A 17,608-nucleotide genomic window follows, 5' to 3' on the forward strand; every position below is an offset into this window, starting at 1 on the left:
CCGCGGGGGCGGCCGACGCACAGCCGGCCGCCACCTGCGCGAAGACCCCCGCTACTTGTGCTTCAGCCGCAGCCGGATCGGCACCACCGCCGACTCCAGCTGCGTACGCAGTGTCATCTTGGAGACTCCCTCGGTCCGCTCCTCGAAGCGGATCGGGATCTCCACCGCGCTGTGTCCGGCGCGTACGGCCTTGTACTTGAGTTCGACCTGAAAGCTGTAGCCCGCGCTGTCCAGCGTGGCCAGGTCGACATCGCGCAGGGTCGCCGCCGACCACAGGTTGAACCCGGCGGTGATGTCCCGGATCTTGGTGCCGAGCACGGCGCGCGCGTACCCGTTCGCGAAGCGCGAGAGCAGCACCCGGTGCGCGCCCCAGTCCTCGTCGAGCGAGCCGCCCTCGACGTACCGGCTGCCGATGACGAGCCCCACGCGGGTGGCCACGGCGGTGCCGAGCATCCGGGGCACGGCGTCCACGGGGTGGCTGCCGTCGGCGTCCATCTGCACGACGTACTCGGCGCCCTCGTCGAGCGCGGCGCTCATCCCGGCCGTGTACGCCCGCCCCAGACCGTCCTTCTCGGTCCGGTGCAGCACACTCATCCGGCGCCGTCCGTCGGCGTTGTACTTCTCGGCGAGCTCCTCGGCGATCCGCCCGGTGCCGTCCGGACTGGAGTCGTCCACGATCTTCAAGTGGAGCCCGGCGAGCGGCAGTTGAAGGACCGCCTCAGCCATCCGGGGCAGATTCGCGGCCTCGTTGTACGTCGGCATCACCACGGTGACCGGCACCCCGGCGTAGCTCTCGTCCGTCATCTCTGTGTTCCCTCCCCAAAAGAGCCCTCCCCAAAGGGCCCCTCCCCAGCGGGCGCGGGCTTTCCCAGCGCCCGGAACTGCCAGCCCGCCGCGGTCCAGCGGTCCGCGTCGAGCACCCCCCTGCCGTCCACGATCCGCGGACGGGAGACCAGCGAAGTGAGCCGCCCGGGGTCCAGCGCACGGAACTGCGACCACTCGGTCAGATGCAGCACGAGGTCGGCCCCGCGCAGCGCCTCCTCGGCCGAGACCGCGTACCCGAGGAGCGGGAACGCCTTGCGGGCGTTGTCCATCGCCTCGGGGTCGTAGACCGTGACGTCGGCACCGTCGAGTTTCAGCCGTGCGGCCACGTTCAGTGCGGGCGAGTCGCGGATGTCGTCCGAGTCCGGCTTGAACGCGGCGCCCAGGACCGCGATCCGCGCGCCCAGCACCCCGCCTCCGCACAGCTCGCGGGCCAGCGCGACCGCCTTGTCCCGGCGCCGCATGTTGATCGCGTCGACCTCGCGCAGGAAGCCGAGCGAGACGCCCAGTTCGTCGGCGCGGTGCGCGAAGGCGCGGATGTCCTTGGGCAGACAGCCGCCGCCGAAGCCGACACCGGCGCGCAGGAACTTGCCGCCGATCCGCTCGTCGTGCCCCAGGGCCTCGGCCAGTACGGAGACATCACCGCCCGCCGCCTCGCACACCTCCGCCATCGCATTGATGAACGAGATCTTCGTGGCGAGGAAGGCGTTGGCCGCCGTCTTGACCAGTTCGGCGGTCGGGAAGTCGGCGGTGACGAGCGGGGTCCCGGCGGCGAGGACGGGGGCGTACACCTCTCGGAGGATCGTTTCCGCCCGCTCCGACTCGACCCCGAACACCAGCCGGTCCGGCCGCAGCGTGTCCTGGACGGCGAAGCCCTCGCGCAGGAACTCCGGGTTCCAGGCGACCTCCACGGCGTGCGCGTCCGCGAGCCGCCGGGCGGTCCCCACGGGCACGGTGGACTTCCCGACGAGCAGCGCGCCCTCCGCCGCGTGCCCGGCGATCGCCGCGAACGCCGCGTCCACGTACGTCAGGTCGGCACCCTCGGAGTCCTTGCGCTGTGGGGTCCCGACACACACGAAGTGCACCTGTCCGAAAGCCGCCGCCTCCTCACACGATGTCGTGAAGCGCAGCCGCCCGGACGCGAGATGCTTCCGCACAAGCTCGCCGAGCCCGGGCTCGTGGAACGGCACCCGCCCGGCGGCCAGCGCGGCCACCTTGTCGGGGTCGACGTCGACCCCGAGCACGTCGTGGCCGAGCTCCGCCATACAGGCGGCGTGGGTGGCACCGAGGTAGCCGGTGCCTATGACTGTGAGCCGCATACGGGCGGCCTCCTTACCTTTCATGCTGTCGACCACCGCTACTTGCGCTCCAGCACCTGCACGACGACGTGGTTCAGCTTCACCGTGCGCGTGGCCTTGAAGTCCTTCTCGATCGCCGCGGTCTTCTTCTTGTCCGCGCCGGTCAGCAGCGGCCGGCCGTCGCTGATCGTGGAGACCAGCCAGAGCCGGTCGACACCCTTGAGGCAGCGGGACGGGCGCTTGCACTCGCTCGCGCCGTACGAGCCGTTCTGCTGCGGGGTCCACTCCATGAGCACGTCCTTGGGGGCCTTGCGGTCCCGCAGTTCGTACGCGATGGCGCGGCGCTCGGACATCCCGCCGTTGAAGATCATTCCGTCGCCGGTCTTCTCGCCGGACGCGATCGCGTTCGCCGCCGCCGCGTAGTCCGGCTCCATGGGCAGGTCCTTCTTGGCGTCACCGATCGCGGGCCACGCCACGAAGGCGTACCCGGCGGCGACAGCCGCCACCAGCAGCCCGCCGACCGCCTTCGCCGCGGCGCCCGGCCGGGTCTCGGGGTCGAGCCGCCCCGCGAGCCGGGTGACCCCGGCAGCCACCAGGAGCGTCCACGCCGGGATGGTGAAGAGGAGATAGCGCGGCAGGAACAGGTGCAGCTGATCGGCGGTCAGGAAGGTGAGCACGGGCGGCAGGACCGCCCAGGTGCCGAGCAGCAGCGCGTAACGGCGGGCCGCCAGCAGCCCGAGCAGACCGAGGCCCATCACGGCCCCGCCGGTGATCCACGAACCGAACAGATCCTTCGGGAAGTCGATCAGGTCCTGGGTCGTGGGGTTGTTCCAGGCGATCTGCCCGCTCTGCCCGGACCCCTGCGCCACCATCGGCAACGTGATGGACAGACCGAGCAGCGCCGCGCCCGCGAAGGCGTAGTGCACGATCCGGTCGCCGCGCTTCTTCGCCAGGACGACCAGGCCCAGGTGCCCGGCGATCACGGACATCGAGACCAGATGGCCGAATCCGGTCGCCGCGATCGCCAGCGCGTACAGCGTCCAGTCCCGCAGGCTCGGCTTCTCCAGGGCACGCAGCAGGAGCAGCGTGGCGAGCAGGGCGAAGAGCGTCGCAAAGGCGTACGGCCGCGCCTCCTGCCCGTACCGGGTGATCGCCGGGACCACCGCGAACAGCAGCCCTGCCAGCAGCCCGGTCCGCACGGCGAACATCCGCCGCCCGAGGAGCCCGACCAGACCGGCCGAGACGCCCATGGCCAGCGCGCCGGGCAGCCGCAGCGCGGCCGGCGAGTCACCGGCCACCGCGATCCACAGGTGCATGCTCGCGTAGTACGGCGTGAAGACGACGTCGATGTTGTCGATCAGCCGCCCGAGGAAGTGCCACGACAGCGAGGACGCCCACCAGGTCGCGTGCTCGTCGCGCCACAGTTGCCGCTTGCCGAGCCCGGGCAGCACACAGGCGAGCGCGACCAGCGCGGGCAGCGCGAAGACGAGCAGCGCGGTGCCCTTTCCACCGCGATCGGCACGGCGTCTGGCCGCGCGCCCCTCCGTGGCCTCCGGCTCCGCCTGCGGAGCCTGTGCGTACGCCGTCATCGCTTCACCCAGATCCGGTACGGCGCCCGCCCGCCGGCGCTGTCCTTGTCGGCCGGCCGCAGCACGGCCAGCAGGCGGTACTGCGCGTTGCCGCGCAGCGCGTCGGGCACGGAGGCGGCCCGCAGCACGATCGCGTCGTACGAGCCCTTCTTCAGGGCGGAGGTCAGCGCGGCCCCGCGCCCGGCCCGGTGCCACTGGCCCGGGTCGGTCTTCGCGCGCAGGTAGTACGCGGAGATCTCGGGCTCGTCGGTGAGGTAGCTGCCCTTGCCGTCCGCGACCTCGCGCAGCGCGCCGATCATGGCGGCCGAGTCCGGCGGCCGGTACAGCTCCTGGGTCTGCGCCATGCCCACGACCAGCGCGGCGACGTAGAGCATGATGCCGATCTGCGGGTAGCGGAAGTGCGCGCCCATCATCCGGGAGATGCCCAGGCCCGCCATCGGCACCGCGAAGAGCAGACCGAAGCCGACGTGGATGTGCAGCGAGCTGCCGTTGCCCAGGTAGGCCTGGTAGAGCGGGGCGAGCAGCGCGGTGGCGCACATCGTCAGGCCCAGCGCGGACCGGCGGACCGTGCCCGGCGCGGAGCCCTCGGCCCAGGGCATCTCGCCCATCCGGGCCCGGCGGGCGAAGCCGACGGCGCCGATCACGGCCACCAGCAGGACGACCCCGCCCCACTCGGCGCTCTCCTTGAGCAGGCTCGTCGCGCTGTCGGTGCCGTGCGCGTTCCAGCCGCTCGGCGTGCCGTTCAGCTGGACGCCCACGAAGCACAGGACCCCGGTGGCCGCGGCGAAGAGCGCCCCGCGCACGAACGCGCCCGCACCGCGGAAACGGTAGGCGGTCAGCACGGCGAGCACCGTCAGCGACGGCAGGTACAGCGCCGCCGAGTACGCGGCGAACGGCGCGAGCGCCGCGAAGGGCGCCGCCACCAGCACGGCCGCGGGGCTCGACTGCCGGGTCCTGGACAGCAGCCACAGGGCCGCGGCGAGCAGGAACAGCGACAGGGAGTGCAGCGAGGCGTACCGGCCGGTGAAGGCGGTCGACTGCAGTACGGAGTACATCGCGGCGGCCGCGAGACCGGCCCGCGCGTTGAACAGCAGCCGGGTCGCGCCGAACAGCAGGGCCGTCGCGCCCAGCGCCCAAGCCAGGCTCAGCGTCCGGACACCGGTCAGTCCGAGGTCGGCCAGCGGCCCCGTGAACGTACCGTCGGACAGCAGGAACTTCGCCTCCTGCGCGAAGGCGCTGCCGTCCAGCCGGAAGGACAGCCCCGCCTGCACGAGCAGGATCAGCACCAGCACACCGCGGCTGATCCACGCCGAGCGGCTGTTGTCGACCGACCAGGCGGAGACGGGGACCTCGGGCAGCACATAGCCGGGTTCGGGCTCGGGCTCCGGTGCGAGGACCGTGTAGTGCGGGACGTAGTAGTCGGCGTCGGAGTCGGGTTCGTCGGCGGGGGCCGGCGGGGTGCTGTACGGGGGGTACTGCTGCTGCCAGGCGCCCGGCTGGTCCGAGTGTGGCTGGGTCGGCTGCTGATAGCCCGGCTGCGGCTGACCCGAATGTTGCAGAAACGCTTCGGGAGCTTCCTGAGCATGCGGGACCTGCGAGGCCTGCGAGGCCTGCTGCTGCCAGTACTGCTGCTCGTACTGCTGGCGTGCGTACTCCTGCTGCCGCTCGTACTCCTGCTGCTGCTCATTACTCATGACCGCGGCACCTCGAATCCGAAGGCGTCGTCGGCGATGAGGCGCTTGAACTCGGCCAGGGCGAGCGGGCTGCTCTGGATGCGCCAGTCGGCCCGCTTGGGGATGTTGAACCAGAGGAAGCCGATGACGTCGTCGTTCTCCTCGACCCCGCCGAGCAGCCCGCGCACGTCGGCGCGCCGCCGTTCCCCGGGCTCCGCCGCCGTCTCGCTGATCAGCACCGGTTTGTCGGTGAACTCCGCCACCTGGCGCCGCGTCGGCCCGTACAGGGTGTCGAAGGTGTGGGCACCGGACGTCGTCCAGTAGCCGACGATCCCGATCCAGTCGACGTACGCGTCGCCGGGCCAGTACGGCTTGAGCTTCACGGTAGGCACGGGGTTGACGACATTGGGGCTCCACACCCAGACCACGTTCGTGGCGCCCTCCTCCTGGAAGAGGTCGTGGATGTGCCGCCAGGCCTTCACAAAGGTCGCGGCCGTCGTGTCCTTGGTCCCCCACGGGTACCAGTGGCCGTTCATCTCGTGCCCGAAGCTGATCGCGACGGGCACGTTCGTCTTACGGACGCTCGCCGCGTACTTCTTGATGTACGAGTCCTGCGAACCGTCCGCGATCTTGGCGAGGCCGGGCTTGAACGGCTCCCACGAGACGTACAGCATCCCGCCGTCGTCGAAGACGTTCTCCGCACCCTCGGCGTTGAAGCCGTCGCCCCACGACGAGTACGACCCGACCAGGTTCGGCTGCTTGCCGACGGTCTTGGCGAAGGCGTCCACGGGCTTCATCGAGCTGGGCGCGCCGTCCACGGCCACCCCGAAGTACTTCTTGGCCGGGTGCAGCAGTGGCGTCACGTCGTACGGCAGCTGCGCCGCGGCCCCCGCGGAGGAGGCACCGGCGGACGGCTCACGGGCGGCGTCGGCCGCGGGGTCGCTGTCGCCCCCGAGCAGGCCGCAGCCAGAGACCCCCGCGAGGGCCATGAGCACCAGGGCCAGCGGGAGCAGGGTCTTGCGGATCATGCGGTGTCACCTACGGTCTGGAGCTCCGGAGCCTGCGCCTCTGTGTGATGCTCCTTGGGCTGGATCAGCGCACGGGCGACCACCAGCGCGTAGAACAGCCCGGAGGACAGGACGAGGGCGAAGTCCGGCGGATAGCCGGTGAACAGCCTGTACACGGCGGCGCCGACCCAGACCACGGCCGTACCGCCGCTCCAGATCCACATCCCCAGCCAGAACCGCCGGGTCTTGTTCTTCTTCGCGCCCTTGGACCCGGTCGGCTGCCAGCCCATGCGCTGCTTGCGCAGGATGTCCCAGATGGCGAAGACGTGCGCCCAGCCGTACATCATCCGCGCCGACCAGGCCTCGAGCCGGTACGGCGACTTGTGCCACATCGGGAAGATCATGGTCGTGTAGACGATGCTGGGCAGTACCCACACCAGGTGCTTGACCTGGAGCATCTCGGGGCTGGTGAGCAGCAGGAGGATCGGCACGAGCGGCGCCACGAAGGTGAACAGCGCGGTGTGGATGTAGTAGAAGAACCCGGACATGTAGCAGAGCCGGCTGGAGAACCGGATCGGCGCGTCCCAGAACTTCTTGCTGCCGAGCAGCGACATCGAGCCCGAGCACCAGCGGTACTGCTGGTTGAAGAAAGCCCCGGCCGTGTCCGGGCACACCCCGGTCGACAGCGCGACGGGCACGTACTTCAGGTCCCAGCCAAGTCCGCGCAGGTCGAAGCCGGTGTGCACGTCCTCGGAGTGCTCGATCAGCGTCGTACCGCCGTTGGTGTCGAGCGCGGCCCGCCGGTAGATGGCACACGAGCCGACGCATATCGCACCGTCGCTCCCCTGCCGTGACACCTGCACGGAACGGTAGAAGAGCTCCTGTACGGCGCCCGCACCCCGCTCGATCCAGTTCTGCGAGTCGAGCACCCGGAAGTACTGCGGCGACTGGATGATGCCGACGCGCTCGTCCGTCTCCATGTACGGCAGCAGCTCCTCCAGGAGGTCGGAGCGCGGCGTGAAGTCGGCGTCGAGGATGAGGATGTACTTGCCGTCCGACTGTCCAAAGCCGTAGTGCAGATTGCCGGCCTTCTTGAACCAGCCGCGGTTCTCCCGAGTGCCGTAGCGGAACCCGAAATCGGCGGCCATCGCGGCCAGTTCCGGGCTCGCCCCGTCGTCGAGCACGAAGGGCACGCACCGCCCGGGATACCGGTCGGCCAACTGCCGTACGTGCGTCCAGGTGTTGTGCAGCACCTCGATCGGCTCGCCGCACACCGGCAGGAAGACATCGACGGTCGGGTAGACCGCCGGCCGCCAGCCGCGCACCAGTTCCTGGTGGTACGCGAAGTCGAAGTCCCTGGTGAAACCGTTCACCTTCAGCGACACCAGGTAATAGACCACCGTGAAGGCGAGCGGCGGCGCGAAGATCCACATGAGGGGACTGGCCTGCGTGAGCGCCACCTGACTGACGGTCAGGCAACCGAAGCTGACGACCGACGCCAGCGTCAGCACCCACAGGCGCCGCTTCACGTACGAATACTTCTCCGCATGCGAGGGCGGCGCGGGCAGCAGCCCGAGCGGTGCTTCGGCAGCACCACGCCGTCCTCCGTGCCGTGCGGCCCTGCGCCCCCCAGCGCCTGCCGCTCCAGACATGCGGGCAGAGTCAGTTGATGACATTCCTACCCTCCGGGCCGATGGCCCGTGTTACCCCCACCCCGAACGGCCTCGCATCGAACGCGAGACCGAGAGACGAAAGGCTATCCGAGGGGTAAGAAGGATGTAAGAGTCAACTAGCGACTTACGCCGGGTAAGTCCCGACATGTGAGTAATCTGCGTGGAAATTATAGGTAACTAACAGGTTTCACATCCTGACACTCCGGGCAGCGTCCGCTTGTTCCGCGCCTCCTTGTTCCGCGCCGCCAGCAACTCGTCGGCCGGATAGCCGACTTCCTCCAGCGTCAGCCCGTGCGGCCGTACGACGTGAACGGCCGAATCCCGTACGCCCGCGCCCAGCACCTTGCCCGGCCACTCCGGCCCACGGTGCCCGTCCCCCACGAACAGCAGGGCCCCGATCAGCGACCGCACCATGTTGTGGCAGAAGGCATCGGCGCGCACGGTCGCGGTGATGATGCCGTCCTCACCCCGCACCAGGCTCAGCTCCTGGAGCGTACGAATGGTCGTGGCGCCCTCGCGCTTCTTGCAGTAGGCGGCGAAGTCGTGCTCTCCGACGAGCCGTTGGGCGGCCTCGTTCATGGCGTCGACGTCAAGTGGCCAGTCGTGCCAGAGGATGTGATTGCGCAGCAGCGGATCCACTCCCCCGGCGTTGTCCGTCACCCGGTACGCATACCGCCGCCAGACCGCGGAGAACCGCGCGTTGAACCCGCTGGGGGCTTCCCTCAGCGACCAGATCCGCACGTCCGTCGGCAGCCGCCCGGCCAGCCGCTTGAGCAGCTTCTCCTCGTGCTCGGCCCACAGCTCCTCGGGCAGATCGACATGCGCCACCTGCCCGCGCGCGTGCACACCGGCATCGGTGCGCCCGGCGACGGTCAGCTCGTACGTGGTGTCCTTCGACCGGGTGACCGTCCGCAGCGCGTCCTCGATCTCCCCCTGTACGGTCCTGCGCCCGCTGGCCTGCTTGGCCCACCCGGAGAACGCGGTCCCGTCGTACGACAGATCCATCCGCACCCGCACGAAACCGGGCTGTGCTTCGTCACTCACACCTAGATCCTCTCAGCACCGCAACCACTTCATTCAGATACGCGAAAGCGGGCCCGCCCCCGAAGGGACGGACCCGCTCACAGCAAGGCAGTGCCTCAGGCGTCCTTCGACTCCTCGGCGGGAGCCTCAGCGGCGTCCTCGACCTTGGCGTCCTCGACGACCTCGGCCGGAGCCTCAGCCTTGACCTCGGCGTCCTTGGCGGAGCGCTTCGTCGCCGCCTCGGCCTCACCGGTGGCCTGCTGGGCCACGGTCAGGGCCTCCACCAGCTCGATGACAGCCATGGGCGCGTTGTCGCCACGACGGTTACCGATCTTGGTGATACGGGTGTAGCCACCCGGGCGGTTCTCGTAGCGGGGGCCGATCTCGGTGAAGAGCGTGTGCACGATGCTCTTGTCCGTGATCACCGCGAGCACCTGACGGCGGTTGTGAAGGTCACCCTTCTTCGCCTTGGTGACCAGACGCTCCGCGTACGGGCGCAGGCGACGGGCCTTCGCCTCGGTGGTGGTGATGCGGCCGTGCTCGAAGAGCGACTTCGCGAGGTTCGCGAGGAGCAGCTTCTCGTGCGCGGCGCTGCCGCCCAGACGGGCACCCTTGGTGGGCTTCGGCATGGTGTTTCTCCTAGGTGTCTGCCCCGGCCGTATCAGGTACCGAGGTCAGTGTCCGAGCGGGCGATCACCCGTCGGAGACCCGCGCCCCGTAAGGGGCGCGGGGAACTGCGCGACCAGCCACAACGGTCCCGCAGCCGAAATCCGGCAGCCGAACCCGAGCTCTTAGTACTGCTCGGTCTCGACGAACCCGGCATCCGCGTCGTCGTCGGCACCAAAGGCGTCGGCGGCGGCGGTCGGGTCGAATCCGGGCGGGCTGTCCTTCAGGGCCAGGCCCATGCCGGCCAGCTTCGCCTTGACCTCGTCGATCGACTTCGCACCGAAGTTGCGAATGTCGAGCAGGTCGGCCTCGGAGCGCGCAACGAGCTCACCCACGGAGTGGATGCCCTCACGCTTGAGGCAGTTGTACGACCGAACGGTGAGCTCAAGCTCCTCGATCGGCAGGGCGAGATCAGCGGCGAGGGCGGCGTCCGTGGGGGACGGGCCCATGTCGATGCCCTCGGCGTCGATGTTGAGCTCGCGGGCGAGGCCGAAGAGCTCGACCAGCGTCTTGCCCGCGGAAGCCATGGCGTCACGCGGACGCATGGCCTGCTTGGTCTCGACGTCGACGATCAGCTTGTCGAAGTCGGTGCGCTGCTCGACACGGGTCGCCTCGACCTTGTACGTGACCTTCAGAACGGGCGAGTAGATGGAGTCGACCGGGATACGACCGATCTCCTGGCCCACCTGCTTGTTCTGAACGGCGGAGACGTAACCGCGACCGCGCTCGACGGTCAGCTCCATCTCCAGCTTGCCCTTGCCGTTGAGCGTGGCGAGGACGAGGTCGGGGTTGTGCACCTCGACACCGGCCGGGGGCGCGATGTCGGCGGCGGTGACCAGACCCGGACCCTGCTTGCGCAGGTACATCACGACCGGCTCGTCGTGCTCCGAGGAGACGACCAGCTGCTTGATGTTGAGGATCAGGTCGGTGACGTCCTCCTTGACGCCCGGCACGGTGGTGAACTCGTGCAGAACGCCGTCGATCCGGATGCTGGTGACAGCCGCACCGGGGATCGAGGAGAGGAGCGTACGACGCAGGGAGTTGCCGAGGGTGTAGCCGAAGCCCGGCTCCAGCGGCTCGATCACGAACCGGGAGCGGAATTCGTCGACGACCTCTTCGGTCAACGAGGGACGCTGAGCGATCAGCATGAAGTGAATCCTTCAGTCATGGACACCCACTATTTGATGCCCTTGAGTACTGCAAGGGTACGGGCGATACAGCCCCTTTGCGGAGCCGTACCGCCCGAAAACCTCAAACCACCAACCGGCGGCCGTGCGTCAGACGCGACGGCGCTTGGGCGGACGGCAGCCGTTGTGCGGCGTGGGGGTGACGTCCTGGATCGAACCGACCTCGAGGCCCGTGGCCTGGAGGGAGCGGATCGCGGTCTCACGGCCGGAGCCGGGACCCTTGACGAAGACGTCAACCTTGCGCATGCCGTGCTCCTGCGCGCGGCGGGCGGCCGACTCGGCGGCCATCTGCGCGGCGAAGGGGGTGGACTTGCGCGAGCCCTTGAAGCCGACGTGGCCGGCGGAGGCCCAGGAGATCACGTTGCCCGAGGGGTCCGTGATCGAGACGATCGTGTTGTTGAACGTGCTCTTGATGTGAGCGTGCCCGTGAGCGACGTTCTTCTTTTCCTTGCGGCGCACCTTCTTGGCAGCGCCCTGACGACCCTTGGGGGGCATCTATTACTCCTACGGGGAGGTGGTCGGTCCTACAGCGAAGACCGCTGATGAAGCGTTGTCCGCTGAGGACTACTTCTTGCCCGGCTTCTTCTTGCCGGCGATGGCGCGACGCGGGCCCTTGCGGGTACGGGCGTTCGTGCTGGTGCGCTGGCCGTGGACGGGCAGGCCACGACGGTGGCGAATACCCTGGTAGCAGCCGATCTCGATCTTGCGGCGAATGTCGCCCTGGATCTCGCGACGGAGGTCACCCTCGGTCTTGATGTTGGCGTCCACGTACTCGCGGATCTTGACCAGCTCCTCCTCGGAGAGGTCACGAACGCGCGTGTTGGGGTTCACGCCGGTCTCGGCCAGCGTCTGCTGGGAAAGGGTCCGGCCGATGCCGAACACGTAGGTGAGGGCGACCTCCACACGCTTTTCGCGCGGGATGTCAACACCGGAAACGCGTGCCATTCAATGGCTCCAGTTGTCGTTCGGAGGTCTTCCGCAGAACCGGATCCCGCCCGCCGTCGTCTTCTCTTCGGAAGATTCGGTACGAACCGGGTCCCCGGCCTCCGACCGGGGGTGTCAGGCCTGATGAGACTCAGCCCTGGATTCTGCGTATGAACATGTACTGCTTGCGTCGCGCGAAGTATCTGCGGGTGCAGAAGGTGCGGTCGTGCGTCAGCCCTGGCGCTGCTTGTGGCGCGGGTTTTCGCAAATGACCATGACCCGGCCGTGACGGCGGATCACCCTGCACTTGTCGCAGATCTTCTTGACGCTCGGCTTGACCTTCATTAGGTGAGGTTCTCCGGGTCAGTGCCACCCCCCGTGTCCCGGAACCGGGAACACGGAGTAAGGGCAAGATCTACTTGTACCGGTAGACGATCCGGCCACGCGTCAGGTCGTACGGAGACAGCTCCACCACGACCCGGTCGTCAGGGAGGATGCGGATGTAGTGCATACGCATCTTGCCGCTGATGTGTGCCAGAACCTGGTGGCCGTTCTGGAGCTCAACCTTGAACATGGCGTTCGGAAGAGACTCGACGACAGTGCCCTCGATCTCGATGGCACCTTGCTTCTTGGCCACGCTTCGCCCTTCGAATCGACTACCTTGATCGACTTCGCACGAGCGCATGCAGACATGCGGGTGCACGAGAGCCGACGAGTCAGTCTACGTCAGGGCCCTCGGAAAGACGAATCGAGAAAGAATGCCCTGCTATGGAGATCATTAAGCGAGCGGATCCGGGGCGGCGGTGATCCCGTACTCGGCGAGCTTTGCCTTGCCACCATCAGGCGCCGTCAGGACGAGCGGGCCCGCCTCCGTCAGGGCGACCGAGTGCTCCCAGTGCGAGGACCAGGTGCCGTCGGTCGTGATGACCGTCCAGTCGTCCTCAAGCACGTCGGTCTTCGGGGTGCCCAGGGACACCATCGGCTCGATGGCGAGGCAGAAGCCGGGGACCAGCTTCGGACCCTTGCCCCGCTTGCGCTCGACGTAGTTCAGCAGATGCGGGTCCATGTGCATCTCGGTGCCGATGCCGTGGCCGCCGTAGTCCTCGACGATCCCGTACTTGCCGCCACCGGGCTTCGGCTGGCGGCGGATGTACGTCTCGATGGCACGGGAGACGTCGACCAGGCGGTTGCCGAGCTTCATGGCCGCGATGCCGGCCCACATCGACTCTTCGGTCACCCGGGACAGCTCGATCAGCTCCGGAGCGTGACCGGAGCCCACGAACGCGGTGTAAGCGGCATCACCGTGCCAGCCGTCCACGATCGCGCCGGCGTCGATGGAGATGATGTCGCCGTCCTTCAGAACGGTCTTCTCGTCCGGGATGCCATGGACGACGACCTCGTTGGCCGACGTGCAGATGGTGGCGGGGAACCCCCCGTACCCCAGGAAGTTCGACTTCGCCCCGTGCTCGGCGAGCACCTTGCGGGCGACCTCGTCCAGATCCTTCGTCGTCGCCCCCGGCACGGCCGCCTCACGCGTCGCCGCGTGGATGGCAGCGACGACCAGCCCCGCCTCGCGCATTTTGGCGATCTGCTCGGGGGTCTTGATCTGCACCATGTCGGCTGCGGCCTTTCTGGACCGGAGAGTACGGACGACATCAACGATACGGGTGACAGCACCGGCTCCGCGGCCCGGCCGCCGTACAACGGAAACGGAGGGGAGACAGCCACCACGCACAGACAGCCGCTGACGGCGCCAAGGGGCCCACGACGAACCGGGAGCGACACCCACCCCACACCTCGGCCGCGGCACCCACCAAGGGGTACCGCGGCCGAGGGAACGTACAACCTGCGTCAGACCGCCTACGCGGCCTGGCGGGACAGCGCCTCCATCGCGCGCGCCGTGACCTCTTCCACCTTGCCGAGCGCCAGGATCGTGACGACCAGGCCCTGGGCCTTGTAGTAGTCGATGATCGGCTCGGTCTGCGTGTGGTAGACCTCAAGGCGCGTGCGGACGGTTTCCTCGGAGTCGTCGTCCCGCTGGTACAGCTCGCCGCCGCAGACGTCGCAGACGCCTTCGGTCTTGGCCGGCTTGTACGTCACGTGGAAGACGTGCGCCGAGTCGTTGCGGCAGATGCGGCGGCCGGCGATACGCCTGACCACCTCGTCCTCGGGGACCTCCAGGTCCAGAACCCCGTCCAGCTTCATGGCCTCGGCGCTGAGCATCTCGTCCAGCGCCTCGGCCTGCGAGACGTTGCGCGGGAAGCCGTCGAGCAGGAAGCCGTGCTCCGCGTCGGGCTGCTCCATGCGGTCCTTGGCCATCGCGATGGTGACCTCGTCCGGCACCAGCTCGCCCTTGTCCATGAAGGACTTCGCCAGTTTGCCGAGTTCCGTCTGCTGGCTGATGTTGGCGCGGAAGAGGTCGCCCGTGGAGATGTGCGGGATCGACAGGTTCTTGGCGAGGAACGCGGCCTGCGTTCCCTTGCCGGCACCGGGCGGCCCGACGAGGACGATTCGCATCAGCGGAGGAACCCTTCGTAATTGCGCTGCTGAAGCTGGCTCTCGATCTGCTTCACCGTCTCCAGACCGACACCCACGATGATCAGGATGCTGGTACCACCGAACGGGAAGTTCTGGCTTGCCCCGAAGCCAACCAACGCCATCGTCGGCACGAGAGCGATCAGACCCAGATACAGCGAACCCGGCCAGGTGATCCGGTTGAGTACGTAGCTGAGGTACTCAGCGGTCGGTCGGCCAGCCCGGATACCCGGGATGAAGCCACCATACTTCTTCATGTTGTCGGCGACTTCCTCGGGGTTGAAGGAGATCGCCACATAGAAGAACGCGAAGAACACGATCAGCAAAAAGTACAAGCTGAGGTAAATCGGGTGGTTGCTCTTGGTCAGATTCTGCTCAACCCAGGTTTTCCAACCGGAAGTGTCCTTGGAGAACTGAGCGATCAACGCCGGGATGTAGAGCAGCGACGACGCGAAGATGACGGGAATCACACCCGCCTGATTCACCTTCAATGGGATGTAGGTGGACGTACCGCCGTAGGACCGGCGGCCGATCATGCGCTTCGCGTACTGGACGGGGATGCGGCGCTGAGCCTGCTCGACGAAGACCACCAGGCCGACCATGACGAAACCGACGGCGATGGTCGCGCCGAACTCGATCCAGCCGCCGGCCAGCGAACCCTGCTCCTTGATGGCCCACAGCGCGGACGGGAACGTCGCGGCGATCGAGATGAACATCAGGATCGACATGCCGTTGCCGATGCCGCGGTCGGTGATGAGCTCGCCGAGCCACATGACGACACACGTACCGGCGGTCATGGTGACGACCATGGTGATGGTCTGGAAGATCGACTGGTCGGGGACGATCTGGTTGCCCACGGGGCAGCTGCTGAAGAGCGCGCCGCTGCGCGCGGTCGCGACCAGGCCGGTGCCCTGGAGGATGGCCAGCGCCACCGTCAGATAACGCGTGTACTGCGTGATCTTCGCGGTGCCTGCCTGGCCCTCCTTCTTGAGGGCTTCGAGGCGCGGGATCACCACGGTCAACAGCTGCAGAATGATGCTCGCCGTGATGTACGGCATGATGCCGAGCGCGAAGATCGTGATCTGCAGCAGCGCGCCACCACTGAACATGTTGACCAGACCGAACAGACCCTGGTTGCCCTTCGACGCCGCGTCGATACAGGTCTGGACGTTCTTGTAGTCGACGCCAGGGATCGGAATGTGGGTACCGACCCGGTAGACCACGATGATGGCGAGCGTGAAGAGCAGCTTCTTGCGCAGGTCGGGCGTCCTGAACGCCCGGGCGAACGCGGTGAGCACGGTGCCTCCTGCGACCCCCGCGCTACTGCGTCAGAGGTGACGGTCTTGAGGTTCGACGGATAAGGGACAGCTAACCAACAGTCAAAGGCCGCCCGGAGTTCCCTTGGGTCACCCTGGACGAAAATTTGCAGTGCAGGCCACCTTACCGGCGACACTGCCCCCCTTGGAACGACCAACCGGGGATGCCCCTTTTGTGGGGCATCCCCGGTCGGGATCGCTCATGTCATCGAGACGTCTGAAATCAGACGAGCTCGGTGACGGTACCGCCGGCGGCGGTGATCTTCTCCTTGGCGGAGCCGGAGACGGCGTCGACCGTCACCTGCAGCGCCACGGAGATCTCGCCCTGGCCGAGGACCTTGACGAGGCTGTTCTTGCGAACGGCGCCCTTGGCGACCAGGCCCTCAACGGTGACCTCGCCACCCTCGGGGTACAGCGAGGCGAGCTTGTCCAGGTTCACGACCTGGAACTCGACCTTGAAGGGGTTCTTGAAGCCCTTGAGCTTCGGGAGACGCATGTGGAGGGGCATCTGGCCACCCTCGAAGCGCTCCGGAACCTGGTAACGAGCCTTCGTGCCCTTGGTACCACGACCGGCCGTCTTACCCTTCGACGCCTCACCGCGACCCACACGGGTCTTCGCGGTCTTGGCGCCCGGGGCGGGACGGAGGTTGTGGATCTTGAGCGGGTTGTTCTCCGCCATGATCAGTCGACCTCCTCAACCGTCACGAGGTGGCGGACGGTGTGCACCATTCCGCGGAACTCGGGGCGGTCCTCCTTGACGACCACGTCGTTCAGGCGCTTGAGCCCGAGCGAACGCAGGGTGTCGCGGTGGTTCTGCTTGCTGCCGATGTACGACTTCGTCTGCGTGATCTTGAGCTGAGCCATGATTACGCACCCGCTCCCGCACGCGCACGCAGCAGAGCCGCGGGGGCGACGTCCTCGAGGGGCAGACCACGGCGAGCCGCGATCTCCTCGGGACGCTGCAGGCCCTTGAGGGCCGCCACGGTCGCGTGCACGATGTTGATCGCGTTGGACGAGCCGAGCGACTTCGACAGGATGTCGTGAACGCCGGCGCACTCGAGCACCGCACGCACCGGGCCACCGGCGATAACGCCGGTACCGGGGGAAGCAGGCTTGAGCAGGACGACGCCCGCGGCCTTCTCGCCCGTGATCGGGTGCGGGATGGTGCCCTGGATACGGGGGACCTTGAAGAAGTGCTTCTTGGCCTCCTCAACACCCTTGGCGATGGCGGCCGGCACCTCCTTGGCCTTGCCGTAACCGACACCCACGGTGCCGTCACCGTCGCCCACCACGACCAGCGCGGTGAAGCTGAAGCGACGACCACCCTTTACAACCTTGGCGACGCGGTTGATCGCGACAACGCGCTCAACATACGCGGTCTTCTCGGCAGCAGCGCCGCCGTCACGGCCCTTCCGGTCCCGCCGCTCGCCGCCACCGGCACCGCTTCCACGGCGCTGGGGTCCAGCCATTGGATTACCTCTCTCTGTTTCCGCTAGCTACGGAAGCGGCTCAGAACTTGAGTCCGGCTTCGCGGGCGGCGTCCGCCAGGGCGGCGATGCGCCCGGCGTACTGGTTGCCACCACGGTCGAATACGACAGCCTCGACACCGGCGGCCTTGGCGCGCTCGGCGACCAGGGCGCCGACCGACTTGGCCTGCGCGGACTTGTCGCCCTCGCTACCGCGGACCGTCGTGTCCAGGGTCGACGCCGACGCCAGGGTGTGACCCTTAACGTCGTCGATGACCTGGGCCACGATGTGGCGGTTCGAGCGCGTCACGACCAGGCGCGGACGCTCAGCCGTACCCGAGATGTGCTTACGGATCCGGATGTGACGACGCTTGATGGCAGCACGCTTGTAAGCGTCGCCCTTAGCAATCTTGACACCGTATGCCATGG

Annotated in this window: 20 protein-coding genes; all 20 read right to left on the minus strand. The window is 67.8% G+C overall.

The window, feature by feature from the left end:
• Window positions 1–51 precede the first annotated feature (51 nt).
• A complete protein-coding gene (locus tag OIC96_RS18745; RefSeq protein ID WP_330306726.1) occupies window positions 52–804 on the minus strand; it encodes a polyprenol monophosphomannose synthase in 753 nt (250 codons plus the stop codon).
• Entirely contained in the window at window positions 801–2,141 is a 1,341-nt protein-coding gene (locus OIC96_RS18750) for a UDP-glucose dehydrogenase family protein (RefSeq protein ID WP_330306725.1), read from the minus strand. The genes OIC96_RS18745 and OIC96_RS18750 overlap by 4 nt, the downstream gene beginning before the upstream one ends.
• A 38-nt stretch (window positions 2,142–2,179) precedes the next feature.
• A complete protein-coding gene (locus tag OIC96_RS18755; RefSeq protein WP_330306724.1) occupies window positions 2,180–3,709 on the minus strand; it encodes a glycosyltransferase family 39 protein in 1,530 nt (509 codons plus the stop codon).
• Entirely contained in the window at window positions 3,706–5,403 is a 1,698-nt protein-coding gene (locus OIC96_RS18760) for a hypothetical protein (RefSeq protein ID WP_330306723.1), read from the minus strand. The genes OIC96_RS18755 and OIC96_RS18760 overlap by 4 nt, the downstream gene beginning before the upstream one ends.
• A complete protein-coding gene (locus tag OIC96_RS18765) occupies window positions 5,400–6,410 on the minus strand; it encodes a glycoside hydrolase family 26 protein (protein WP_330306722.1) in 1,011 nt (336 codons plus the stop codon). The genes OIC96_RS18760 and OIC96_RS18765 overlap by 4 nt, the downstream gene beginning before the upstream one ends.
• On the minus strand, window positions 6,407–8,041 hold the full coding sequence (locus OIC96_RS18770) for a glycosyltransferase family 2 protein (RefSeq protein ID WP_406501983.1): 1,635 nt from the start codon (window positions 8,039–8,041) through the stop codon (window positions 6,407–6,409). The genes OIC96_RS18765 and OIC96_RS18770 overlap by 4 nt, the downstream gene beginning before the upstream one ends.
• A gap of 198 nt (window positions 8,042–8,239) precedes the next feature.
• Window positions 8,240–9,106 carry a tRNA pseudouridine(38-40) synthase TruA gene (gene truA / locus OIC96_RS18775; RefSeq protein WP_330306721.1) on the minus strand — a complete coding sequence of 289 codons (867 nt, stop codon included), beginning with the start codon at window positions 9,104–9,106 and terminating at the stop codon, window positions 8,240–8,242.
• A 95-nt stretch (window positions 9,107–9,201) separates the two neighbouring features.
• On the minus strand, window positions 9,202–9,714 hold the full coding sequence (gene rplQ / locus OIC96_RS18780; RefSeq protein ID WP_330306720.1) for a 50S ribosomal protein L17: 513 nt from the start codon (window positions 9,712–9,714) through the stop codon (window positions 9,202–9,204).
• 162 nt (window positions 9,715–9,876) lie between these two features.
• The gene (locus tag OIC96_RS18785) at window positions 9,877–10,899 is read right to left on the minus strand and encodes a DNA-directed RNA polymerase subunit alpha (RefSeq protein ID WP_003966937.1); all 1,023 of its coding nucleotides are present in this window, start codon (window positions 10,897–10,899) and stop codon (window positions 9,877–9,879) included.
• Between the two features lie 129 nt (window positions 10,900–11,028).
• Window positions 11,029–11,433 (minus strand): 30S ribosomal protein S11, encoded by a 405-nt coding sequence (rpsK, locus tag OIC96_RS18790; protein ID WP_003956432.1) that lies wholly within the window; start codon window positions 11,431–11,433, stop codon window positions 11,029–11,031.
• 69 nt (window positions 11,434–11,502) lie between these two features.
• A complete protein-coding gene (rpsM, locus tag OIC96_RS18795; protein WP_037626962.1) occupies window positions 11,503–11,883 on the minus strand; it encodes a 30S ribosomal protein S13 in 381 nt (126 codons plus the stop codon).
• 210 nt (window positions 11,884–12,093) lie between these two features.
• Window positions 12,094–12,207, minus strand: coding sequence for a 50S ribosomal protein L36 (gene rpmJ / locus OIC96_RS18800; RefSeq protein WP_003998809.1), 114 nt, complete (start codon window positions 12,205–12,207; stop codon window positions 12,094–12,096).
• A gap of 70 nt (window positions 12,208–12,277) precedes the next feature.
• Complete coding sequence (gene infA / locus OIC96_RS18805; RefSeq protein WP_003948620.1) at window positions 12,278–12,499, minus strand: translation initiation factor IF-1; 222 nt, start codon at window positions 12,497–12,499, stop codon at window positions 12,278–12,280.
• Between the two features lie 141 nt (window positions 12,500–12,640).
• Complete coding sequence (map, locus tag OIC96_RS18810; protein ID WP_330306719.1) at window positions 12,641–13,477, minus strand: type I methionyl aminopeptidase; 837 nt, start codon at window positions 13,475–13,477, stop codon at window positions 12,641–12,643.
• A gap of 245 nt (window positions 13,478–13,722) precedes the next feature.
• Window positions 13,723–14,379, minus strand: coding sequence for an adenylate kinase (locus OIC96_RS18815; RefSeq protein ID WP_330306718.1), 657 nt, complete (start codon window positions 14,377–14,379; stop codon window positions 13,723–13,725).
• A complete protein-coding gene (secY, locus tag OIC96_RS18820; RefSeq protein WP_330306717.1) occupies window positions 14,379–15,695 on the minus strand; it encodes a preprotein translocase subunit SecY in 1,317 nt (438 codons plus the stop codon). Before secY ends, OIC96_RS18815 begins: the two co-directional genes overlap by 1 nt.
• 241 nt (window positions 15,696–15,936) lie before the next feature.
• On the minus strand, window positions 15,937–16,392 hold the full coding sequence (rplO, locus tag OIC96_RS18825) for a 50S ribosomal protein L15 (RefSeq protein ID WP_266519687.1): 456 nt from the start codon (window positions 16,390–16,392) through the stop codon (window positions 15,937–15,939).
• Window positions 16,393–16,394: 2 nt separating this feature from the next.
• Window positions 16,395–16,577: a 50S ribosomal protein L30 gene (gene rpmD / locus OIC96_RS18830; RefSeq protein WP_030788246.1), complete on the minus strand. Its 183-nt coding sequence runs from the start codon at window positions 16,575–16,577 to the stop codon at window positions 16,395–16,397.
• Window positions 16,578–16,579: 2 nt separating this feature from the next.
• Complete coding sequence (gene rpsE / locus OIC96_RS18835; protein ID WP_055513610.1) at window positions 16,580–17,182, minus strand: 30S ribosomal protein S5; 603 nt, start codon at window positions 17,180–17,182, stop codon at window positions 16,580–16,582.
• A gap of 40 nt (window positions 17,183–17,222) precedes the next feature.
• Window positions 17,223–17,606 (minus strand): 50S ribosomal protein L18, encoded by a 384-nt coding sequence (gene rplR / locus OIC96_RS18840; protein WP_327431003.1) that lies wholly within the window; start codon window positions 17,604–17,606, stop codon window positions 17,223–17,225.
• Window positions 17,607–17,608 lie beyond the last annotated feature (2 nt).

This window comes from Streptomyces sp. NBC_00775, from assembly GCF_036347135.1.
In the GTDB taxonomy this organism is placed as follows: Bacteria; Actinomycetota; Actinomycetes; order Streptomycetales; family Streptomycetaceae; genus Streptomyces; species Streptomyces lutosisoli.

Bases quoted from the DNA above. Each gene is read 5' to 3' on its own strand.
- rpsM (WP_037626962.1), bottom strand. From the start codon at position 11,883: ATGGCACGCGTTTCCGGTGTTGACATCCCGCGCGAAAAGCGTGTGGAG.
- rpmD (WP_030788246.1), bottom strand. From the start codon at position 16,577: ATGGCTCAGCTCAAGATCACGCAGACGAAGTCGTACATCGGCAGCAAG.
- OIC96_RS18765 (WP_330306722.1), bottom strand. From the start codon at position 6,410: ATGATCCGCAAGACCCTGCTCCCGCTGGCCCTGGTGCTCATGGCCCTC.
- OIC96_RS18745 (WP_330306726.1), bottom strand. From the start codon at position 804: ATGACGGACGAGAGCTACGCCGGGGTGCCGGTCACCGTGGTGATGCCG.
- rplO (WP_266519687.1), bottom strand. From the start codon at position 16,392: ATGGCGGAGAACAACCCGCTCAAGATCCACAACCTCCGTCCCGCCCCG.
- OIC96_RS18815 (WP_330306718.1), bottom strand. From the start codon at position 14,379: ATGCGAATCGTCCTCGTCGGGCCGCCCGGTGCCGGCAAGGGAACGCAG.
- OIC96_RS18785 (WP_003966937.1), bottom strand. From the start codon at position 10,899: ATGCTGATCGCTCAGCGTCCCTCGTTGACCGAAGAGGTCGTCGACGAA.
- OIC96_RS18770 (WP_406501983.1), bottom strand. From the start codon at position 8,041: ATGTCTGGAGCGGCAGGCGCTGGGGGGCGCAGGGCCGCACGGCACGGA.
- map (WP_330306719.1), bottom strand. From the start codon at position 13,477: ATGGTGCAGATCAAGACCCCCGAGCAGATCGCCAAAATGCGCGAGGCG.
- OIC96_RS18750 (WP_330306725.1), bottom strand. From the start codon at position 2,141: ATGCGGCTCACAGTCATAGGCACCGGCTACCTCGGTGCCACCCACGCC.
- OIC96_RS18755 (WP_330306724.1), bottom strand. From the start codon at position 3,709: ATGACGGCGTACGCACAGGCTCCGCAGGCGGAGCCGGAGGCCACGGAG.
- rpmJ (WP_003998809.1), bottom strand. From the start codon at position 12,207: ATGAAGGTCAAGCCGAGCGTCAAGAAGATCTGCGACAAGTGCAGGGTG.
- rplR (WP_327431003.1), bottom strand. From the start codon at position 17,606: ATGGCATACGGTGTCAAGATTGCTAAGGGCGACGCTTACAAGCGTGCT.
- OIC96_RS18760 (WP_330306723.1), bottom strand. From the start codon at position 5,403: ATGAGTAATGAGCAGCAGCAGGAGTACGAGCGGCAGCAGGAGTACGCA.
- rpsE (WP_055513610.1), bottom strand. From the start codon at position 17,182: ATGGCTGGACCCCAGCGCCGTGGAAGCGGTGCCGGTGGCGGCGAGCGG.
- rplQ (WP_330306720.1), bottom strand. From the start codon at position 9,714: ATGCCGAAGCCCACCAAGGGTGCCCGTCTGGGCGGCAGCGCCGCGCAC.
- rpsK (WP_003956432.1), bottom strand. From the start codon at position 11,433: ATGCCCCCCAAGGGTCGTCAGGGCGCTGCCAAGAAGGTGCGCCGCAAG.